Here is an 8,643-nt window from a genome sequence, read left to right as displayed (position 1 = left end):
CGCCGCCTCAATATTGTTGTGCTGAGCTTCCGTTTTAGCCTGTTGCAGCTGTGTCAGAACCTGCTGCAAGCCGTGTTTAAATGATTCGGCTTTATCTTCAGTAAAGTTGCCCTGTATAGCTTGCTCAGTCAGCGCAATCAGGCGCTCCAGGTGCGGCGTCATGTTGCTGCCATCGGTGGTGTCATAAGCCTGCTTATATTCAAAAGCCATCTCCTTCATCGTCTTTTCCAGATCCACGGCGGCAGTAACAGAGCAGGCGTAACACAGACATAAACTTAACCAGACAGCTCGCATAATAAGTTCTCAAAAATGGTGGTTTAAAATGGCTCTGTAGTGTAGCGGAAAATGTCCGGCGCTTAAATCGGCAAACCGGTCTGACAAACCTTGCTGTTTCGTTTTAAAGCTGTTGAGATAAGTGTCTGAACAGACAAGAGGCAACAAGATGAAACAACAAACGACTCTTTTACTCCTGACATTGTGTGCAGCAAGCGTATCCGGCTGCAGCTCAACAACAGCCAAACAGACATCCGCTACTGCTGATAAAGCCAGGCAGCTGGCACAGCAGCACATTATTATCGATACACATATTGATGTGCCTTATCGCCTGCACAAAGACTGGGAGGATGTCAGCGTGGCGACAAAACGCGGCGAGTTTGATTACCCCCGGGCTCGTCAGGGCGGTTTAAATGCGCCCTTTATGTCGATTTATATACCGGCCTCTCACGAGCGTACCGGCGGAGGTTATCTGCTCGCTAATCAGCTGATTGACAGCATGGAAGCATTAGTTGGCCGCGCACCGGACAAGTTTGCCATGGCTGACAGCACGGCCGATGTGATTTCACAATTTGGCAGCGGCAAAATATCGCTGGCACTTGGTATGGAAAACGGCACGCCGATAGAAGGCAAGCTGGAGAACTTGCAGCATTTTTACGACAGAGGTATCCGCTATATCACCTTGTCTCACTCAGAAAGCAACCATATTGCAGACTCAAGCTATGACTTGCGCCGCCGCTGGAACGGTTTAAGCCCTTTCGGCAAAGAGCTGGTGGTTGCAATGAACAATATCGGTATGATGATTGATATCTCGCATGTATCAGATCAGGCGTTTTATCAGGCGGTCGAGATCAGTAAAGTGCCGGTTATTGCCTCGCATTCATCACTGCGCAGTTATACACCGGGTTTCGAGCGTAATATGGATGACGACATGATTAAAGCACTGGCTAAAAATGGCGGTGTGGTACAGATAAACTTCGGCTCTTCATTCGTGACGCAAATGGCCAATCAGTATGGTGCTCTGCGTAAAGCTGCAGCCAAACAGGCTGGTGTTGCCGACGATGAAGCCTTTGAGCTGCAGTTTAGGAAGCAAAACCCCTACCCGTTTGCCACCTTAGATACGGTGCTGGATCATATTGATCACGTGGTAAAACTGGTTGGTATCGACTACGTCGGCATAGGTTCAGACTATGACGGTGTTGGTGACTCCTTGCCAATTGGGTTAAAAGACGTCGCCAGCTATCCGAACCTGATTGAGGGCTTGCTAAAACGTGGCTACAGCGAAGCGGATATTGAAAAGATTTTGTCTGGCAACCTGCTGCGGGTCTGGCGAGAAGTGGAAACTTACGCCGCTAACCACAAAGCCTGAGTTTAACTGCCCAGACCGCACTGACTGTGCGGTCTGGCAAACGTTTATTTACTGCAGTAACCCCGCCAGCAAGCCAATAGCACCACCAAATACACCGCCCCATACCACCAGCCAGCCTAAATGCTGGCGAATCATCTGCTGAATAATGTCTTTTACCAACTCTGGGGTAAGTTCCTCCAGGCGCTGACGCACTATGCTGTCTACTTTACTGCGAACCCCCTCAAGCTGCTCGGGCTGGTCCAGCTGTGCCAACACCAGTTGACGGAACTGCTCTGATTGAGAAATATCCGTCAGCGACAGCTTAAGTTTAGCGATAAATGGCTCTTTCAGCGGTTGTAGCGCCGCACTGCCGCCAAACATCCCCAGCATGCCACCAAAAGAAGACTGCTCGACGACCTTTAACAGCGAATCAAATGCCGGCGATAAATCTGTCTGTGCAATAACAGGCTCAAAATCAAATACCGGCTCAGCGCTCTTCTGCTCATCGGCTAAGAAACGGTCGATATTGTCACTGCTAAAAAACTGCGTCATCACCAGCTGATAAATACCGGTTTTAAACTGTTCGAATCGCTGTGGAATAACGCCTGAACCGTACAGCAGCGGCACTTTTTCAAATAACATGTGCACAGCCAGCCAGTTGGTTAGCGCACCGGATAAGGCGAAAAGCCCGACACTAAACAGCAGCGGCTGCTGCAAATACCATCCAGCAAAGGTGGCTATCGCCGCCACCGCATTCGTAACAACATTTTTATTCATCTGTGCCTCAACTGCGCATAGAAACTCTGGCTTGGGTAACCAGAGTACCAAAATACAATGCGCCGATTCTAATCAGCAGCGCTTACCGTAGCAAGTGCGCATGTTAACGCCGCATAGTTTCGTCTGGTACGGCTTCGCGATATGCTATCAGCAGACAGCCTGAACAGAGAGCAAACATGAAGATAATTGTCGCCTCAGCCAACCCGGCAAAAATTCGTGCCGTGCAGGAAGCATTCAGTCAGATATTCAGTGGGCAGCCACTGCAATGCAGCGGACAGAAAACCGTGTCCGGCGTGGCAGCACAACCAATGACCAGTGAAGAAACACTGCAAGGGGCGCTCAACCGGCTGCAGGCAGTTGCAGCTGCCGCGCCGGGAGCAGACTATTATGTTGCACTTGAAGCCGGTTTGGATACAGATAGCAGCTTCGCCTGGATCTGTGTGTCACATCAGGGCCGGATCAGTAAAACCCGTTCTGCCAGCCTGCCGCTTCCACCTGCTGCCCTCATGGCAATGCAGCAGGGTGAAGAGCTGGGCGATGTGATGGATCGTATGTTCGCGCAGCATAACGTCAAACAACAAGGCGGAGCCATTGCCATGTTAACCAATCATCTGCTGACACGCTCAGGTGTTTATCAGCAGGCGATTATCCTGGCAATGATCCCGTTTATTCAGCCGCAACTGTTCAACAGCTGAACATTAAACGTATTAGTTATAACCCAGTACAGCACAGTGAGCCGTGTCGGTATCCTGACGGTTCGATTTTGTCAGTTCGGTATCGTCCTCAGCCCAGACCAAGCTTAATGCTTTGCGTTCTTGCTGGGTTAAATCAACCGTTTTTTGCTGTTGAAAGAAAAAACGTTGTTGCTGAACATGGCTTTGCTTAACTGCACTCATAGCAGACTCCTGCATTAACAAAATAGTGGCTGGTCAGTACTTGCTTACAGTACATAACGGCGAATACGGGTTAAGCATAAGAGCGTCAAGCTGAGCAGCAGCTGAACTTAGTCAAAACAGATAAAAAATAATTAGCGTTATGGCACTTTGGCCAACGACACCGCGCTTATAAATAAGCGCGGTTAAATGACTCTTTTGATTGCTGCAAATAAGCGCGTGCTTTTTGCGCGTGGTTTTCCCACAGCTGTTTATCGTTATTGTCGGTAAAAGGATTCTGGCTGGCATTTACCGAACGCTCAAAACGGTCGTAGTAAGTCAGCATTGCCGATGTGATCTGATTAAACTGGTCTTTATAACTTTGCGTCTGCTCCAACTGCTCAGAGGTTTTGAGTACAAAGCGCACCAATTCGGTATTGTTGCCACCATTAAGATAGCTGTTAGCCTGCAGGCTGATATTTCCCGCCACTTCCTGCATCAGCTTCTGCCGCACAGCTTCATCCTTGCTCAGCGCCCTGCTCAGCGCCTCCTGCGAACGCGCCATACTGGCATGCTGCAGCGTGTCGCGTAATTGTTTTGTCAGATGGCGACGGAAATCTTCAATCGAAGACTGAATTTGCAGCAGTTCAGCTTCTAAACCGGCAACCTGCACCAACTCCTTCTCCAGTTCAGATAAAAAGCGCTCTGCATCCTGATAAATTTTCAGCCCGTTTTGTTCAGCAAACTTTCTGTCTGAGCGGCTCAGCCCGGCATCGCTGTAGCTTGATTTATCGAAACTGGATGCCAGAAACGATTTAAAAGGCTCGGCAAAGGCAGAATAAGCGCCGCCACTGACCACATTCAGTGTTGCAGTAGCCAAATCACCAAAAGGCTTTAGCATCGAACTTAACCGGGCTTGCTGCAGCGGTGTGGTAACACGTTTGGTGTCATTGATAATGCTACGAAAGCTGGCATAGGCCATCGGATTTGCCATGCGGTTACGTTCACCGCTGGCCAGCACCAGCGCGTTGCCGGCATAAAGGGCGTTAGCGTATTCCAGGTACTGGCGCTGCATATCCAGCTGCGCGGCGTAATTGACACCAAGCGTACGAAACGATTCAGCCTGTAGAGCCACATTCTGATCCTGCCGCAGCTTATCCAGAATACCGCTGACTATGCGTTGTTCATTCTTCTGTAGCGCAGTCGCCAGTAAAATACGTTCAATCTGCAAATCATCAATGTCAATAAGGCCGTTAACGGCTTCTATATCCAGCCGTAAATAGCGCTTTGCCGGGTCATCAACCGAGACCCGGTGTGCTTTATAGCCTTGCTCACCACCGTTATATTCGATAAGCGCCACCGGCTGCCACAGCGCATTGACCGATGGCAGATCCGACACCAGCACCTGAATGCGGTAAGACGTGATATCACTCTCTGGCCGTACCCACAGCTCCAGCACACCCATTTCACTTAGCGGCTGGTTACTAAACAGCACACTGGAACCCGGTTTACACCGCAGAGCCAGCTCGCCGGAACGTGGCGTTCCCAGCAACGCGCGGCAATCGCCGAGCTGACGCCAGTGCTGCTCGCTGCCCTGTTCAAAACCATCCTGCAACACTGCCGGATAGGCCTGCGCAGTGGCAGCTGGCAGCCAGGCAGCAAAAAACAACGCAATTATATTACGCATCGGTACTCCGCAAACAGTATGGGTAAAGTCATCACCGGACAGTGATAATAAAGACAGGTTATTTTACCAGCAGCAGCTAGCAAAACAAAAGGCCCACGCTTTGAGCGTGGGCCTTTTGTTTTAATATGGCGGGAGAGAGTCACTCGAATAATATATTGAACATACTGATTAAAATGAGTATTTGACTTAGAGAACACATGGGATACCCTCAAAGAAACCCCTTAAACTAGCGTTTCTGTCCGCCCTTGGAGGATTGTTCCATGACTTTACGCTGGGCATTGTTTGCTTGCTGCAGTACAGATAAAAACACTTCTCGCTTTTGAGCTTCAGTTGCGTTTCAAAAAAATCAGAAATACACTCAAAACCTGCTGCTGTGTTTGTTTTATTATCTGTCATAGCTCTGGCCTCAATCTAAGCTTATGAACCTAAACCTTAGGCAAGGTCATCGTTTTAAGAATCGCCATCGCTTCTTCATGTGCCAGCTTTTTATCTTCCCGCAGCGCTTCGATTTCCTGGGGTGTAAGTGCCCTGGGATTATTAAAAACTAATCGCCTATTTGCATCACTAAGTTCGTGATTATCAGCATTTACATGTTTTGGTTTTGTTGTTTGCATGTTGTCATCCGGAACACAAACCTAGATGTTCGCTGTTTAACTATTTATTGACTTCACACCGTCGAGTGACTAAAGTAGCGCGTAACACGACCCCGGCCTCTTGGTTGCTTGCAACTTACGCTGGGGTTCTTATTTTGATTGCCACCACTCCAGCCAATTCGCTGAGATGCCGACGCTATTCAAAGATAGCTTTTTATCCGAATATTGCTGTGGGAACGTCATCAAATGCTGCTGCAATCTTATATGCCAATTAGTATTCGGGCAAATGCAGAGCATGAACTGACGTGTAATAGCCATTAACAAAAACGGTTTACTTAATAAGTTTTCGTTTCCCCTAAACGATGCGCACCAAGGTATCTCATTAGATCTCGGTATACTTGGTTTTGTCGTTATGTTGCGATTCCACAGCCGGCTATGGTGCGCAACCAAATTACGCAAATAACTCAAAGCAAATATCCAACTTTTAAACACTTGCCAATCGGACACGCAGTACTTTTCTGCTATGGTTTGTTGGTCCTTAATTTTCATCATACTGATTAACTGTGAAATAGCGCCAAAATCAAACACCTCAACCGCAACCCAAATAGGTATATCAGGTCCGTGATTAGCTAAGTAATGTCGGACAAAATCCTCTTTCGAACGATTAACTAATCCCTGATATTTCTCAAGCCAGATCTCCCAAGCCGTTTTACTACTGCCATGCATAGGTTTGCCAACAAAGCTTGGGTGAAACTGTTTAATGTCAGTATGAGCAAAAGCACCCTGCTTCCCAAGTAAGTATGCAATATCAACACGCAGCGACACTTCTATTCGCTCCAAAGCATCAATGAGAAGTAAACGTAGCTGTTTATCAAACAGATAGATATTTACAGCATCAATAAATCGCGTGTTATCAATAAAATCGTTCTGCGCTTTAACCTTAACAACACCCGTTTCCTGGTTTACTTCTGGCCTAAAATGACGAAACGGATACCAATAGGCACTTAACCGGTAGTAACCAATACGTTGCAGGTAATCCAATGCTGCAGCATCGTCAGTAACCACCATACCTCGCTGCTTAAGCTGTTCTAGCTGCTGTTGAAAACTGAGCCATGGGCGGTTATAAGCCATCGACAATTACCCTTATTGATAAAGCACGCAATATAAAATCAAACCCACTCTTCCCCAAGCGCCTCTGCCTGCTGCAATACCAGCTGCACCGCATCGTCAGCCATATCTGGCGGGTATTTGTATTTACGCAGGATGCGCTTTACCATCAGACGCAGGCTGGCGCGTACGCTTTCGCGTTTGCTCCAGTCGATGCTGATGTTCTTGCGCAGATTGTCGGTTAACTCGTGGGCGATTTTCTTCAGGGTTTCATCGCCAAGTTCAAGCGCTGCGGCTTCGTTGTTGGCCAGGGCGTCGTAGAATTTTATTTCATCTTCGGTCAGGCCCAGGTCATCACCACGCTTGGCTGCCTCGCGGAATTTTTTTGCCATCTCGACCAGCTCTTCCATTACCTGGGCGGTTTCAATGCTGCGGTTCTGGTAGCGGGTTACCACGTTGCTTAAAAGCTCGGAGAATTTCTTTTGCTGAATCACGTTACTGGCAAAGCGGGTTTTAATCTCGCCCTCTAGCAAGCGCTCCAACAGTTCCACCGCCAGGTTGCGCTCGGGTAGGTTACGCACTTCCGCTAAAAACTCATCGTCTAACAAGCCGATATTAGGTTTATCTAAACCCACCGCATCAAAAATATCGACCACCTGATCGGATACTATCGCCTGACCGATGATCTGGCGAATGGCTTGTTCTTTTTCTTCATCACTGCGCCGTTTTGCAGTGATGTCGCGCTTAGTCAGCATTACCTTCACTGCCTGCAAAAATGCTACTTCCTCGCGCACGGCTTTGGCTTCATCCAGGGTGCAGCACAAACTAAAAGCTTTACTCATCGCCAGTGCCGTGTCGGCAAAGCGCTTTTTGCCGTCTTTAATCCCTAGAATATGATCTGCAGTGCGAGCCATCAGCTTATGGCTGTTGACCGCAAAGTCACTGTAGTCAAAGCCATGCAACATACCGCGCAGTACATCAAGCTTTTCCTCCAACAATGACCAGGCTTCTGCAGCATCAACAGTTGGCTTACCACGGCCGCTACTGGCCGTGTATTCCTTAAGCGCGGCTTTAAGCTCGTTGGCTATGCCGATGTAATCGACCACCAGGCCGCCTTGCTTGTCTTTAAACACGCGGTTAACCCGGGCGATAGCCTGCATTAGGTTGTGGCCTTTCATCGGTTTATCGACATACAAGGTATGCACGCAGGGCGCATCAAAACCGGTTAGCCACATGTCGCGCACGATAACTAATTGCAGCGGATCTTTTGGGTCTTTAAAGCGTTTTTCTAAGCGTTTTTTCACTTGCTTAGGGTGAATATGCGGCCTAAGCAGCGCTTTATCGCTGGCCGAGCCAGTCATAATCACTTTAACGCCGCCCTTTTCCGGGTCTTCGTTATGCCACTCGGGGCGCAGGGCTACAATTTCGTTATACAGGTGCACACAGATCTCACGGCTCATCGCCACCACCATGGCTTTGCCTTGCTGTGCTTTATTGCGTTCATCAAAGTGTGCGACTAAATCTTGCGCCACCTGCTTAATACGCGGCTCAGCACCGACGACCCGCTCCAGTGCTGCCCATTTGCTTTTTAATTTGCCTTGCAGCTCTTCTTCTTCGTCTTCTGCCAACTCGTCTACATCATCATCAATTTGCGGCAGTTCATCTTGCTTCAGGCTAAGTTTGGCCAGGCGTGACTCGTAATAAATGGCCACGGTAGCGCCATCTTCTTTCGCCTGCTGCATGTCGTAAATGTGAATGTAGTCACCAAACACGGCGCGGGTATCGCGGTCTTCACTCGATACCGGCGTGCCGGTAAAGGCAACGAAGGTCGCATTAGGCAGCGCATCGCGCAGGTGCTGGGCGTAGCCTACCTGGTATACGTTCTGCTTTACTTGATAAGCAGCACCTGGCTCTGCAGCCAGGTTTGGGAGTGTCTTTTCTTTTTTGACTTCTTTTAATTTCGCTTCAAAACCATACTGGGTGCGG

Annotated in this window: 9 protein-coding genes; 2 read left to right on the top strand and 7 right to left on the bottom strand. The window is 48.7% G+C overall.

Going from position 1 to position 8,643, the window contains the following annotated elements; all coding sequences use genetic code 11:
• Positions 1-294, bottom strand: a 294-nt coding sequence (locus VIN66_RS10820; RefSeq protein WP_331924007.1) for a cytochrome b562, incomplete at its 3' end; no start/stop codon positions are given.
• Between the two features lie 148 nt (positions 295-442).
• Between VIN66_RS10820 and VIN66_RS10815 the strand changes: the two genes are divergently transcribed.
• Positions 443-1,642, top strand: a complete 1,200-nt coding sequence (locus VIN66_RS10815; RefSeq protein WP_331924006.1) for a dipeptidase — start codon at positions 443-445, stop codon at positions 1,640-1,642.
• Between the two features lie 48 nt (positions 1,643-1,690).
• Here VIN66_RS10815 and VIN66_RS10810 read toward each other — a convergent pair whose 3' ends face one another.
• On the bottom strand, positions 1,691-2,398 hold the full coding sequence (locus VIN66_RS10810) for a DUF445 family protein (RefSeq protein ID WP_331924005.1): 708 nt from the start codon (positions 2,396-2,398) through the stop codon (positions 1,691-1,693).
• A 176-nt stretch (positions 2,399-2,574) separates the two neighbouring features.
• On the opposite strand from VIN66_RS10810, the gene yjjX reads away from it, so the two are divergent.
• Positions 2,575-3,093 carry an inosine/xanthosine triphosphatase gene (gene yjjX, locus VIN66_RS10805; RefSeq protein WP_331924004.1) on the top strand — a complete coding sequence of 173 codons (519 nt, stop codon included), beginning with the start codon at positions 2,575-2,577 and terminating at the stop codon, positions 3,091-3,093.
• A 12-nt stretch (positions 3,094-3,105) separates the two neighbouring features.
• On the opposite strand, the gene VIN66_RS10800 is transcribed toward yjjX, so the two are convergent.
• From VIN66_RS10800 to VIN66_RS10780, 5 genes are all read right to left on the bottom strand, one after another.
• Positions 3,106-3,294, bottom strand: coding sequence for a hypothetical protein (locus VIN66_RS10800; protein ID WP_331924003.1), 189 nt, complete (start codon positions 3,292-3,294; stop codon positions 3,106-3,108).
• A 166-nt stretch (positions 3,295-3,460) separates the two neighbouring features.
• Positions 3,461-4,957, bottom strand: a complete 1,497-nt coding sequence (gene bdpA / locus VIN66_RS10795) for a BAR domain-like protein A BdpA (protein ID WP_331924002.1) — start codon at positions 4,955-4,957, stop codon at positions 3,461-3,463.
• 425 nt (positions 4,958-5,382) lie between these two features.
• Positions 5,383-5,571 carry a hypothetical protein gene (locus VIN66_RS10790; RefSeq protein WP_331924001.1) on the bottom strand — a complete coding sequence of 63 codons (189 nt, stop codon included), beginning with the start codon at positions 5,569-5,571 and terminating at the stop codon, positions 5,383-5,385.
• A 129-nt stretch (positions 5,572-5,700) separates the two neighbouring features.
• Complete coding sequence (locus VIN66_RS10785; protein ID WP_331924000.1) at positions 5,701-6,681, bottom strand: Abi family protein; 981 nt, start codon at positions 6,679-6,681, stop codon at positions 5,701-5,703.
• Between the two features lie 38 nt (positions 6,682-6,719).
• A partial coding sequence (locus VIN66_RS10780) for an HsdR family type I site-specific deoxyribonuclease (RefSeq protein ID WP_331923999.1) occupies positions 6,720-8,643 on the bottom strand: 1,924 nt, incomplete at its 5' end.

It is taken from the genome of Rheinheimera sp., assembly GCF_036568245.1.
Classification (GTDB): domain Bacteria; phylum Pseudomonadota; class Gammaproteobacteria; order Enterobacterales; family Alteromonadaceae; genus Alishewanella.
Note: the sequence above shows the minus strand (reverse complement) of the source record. Positions and strands in the feature narration are given on the sequence as shown.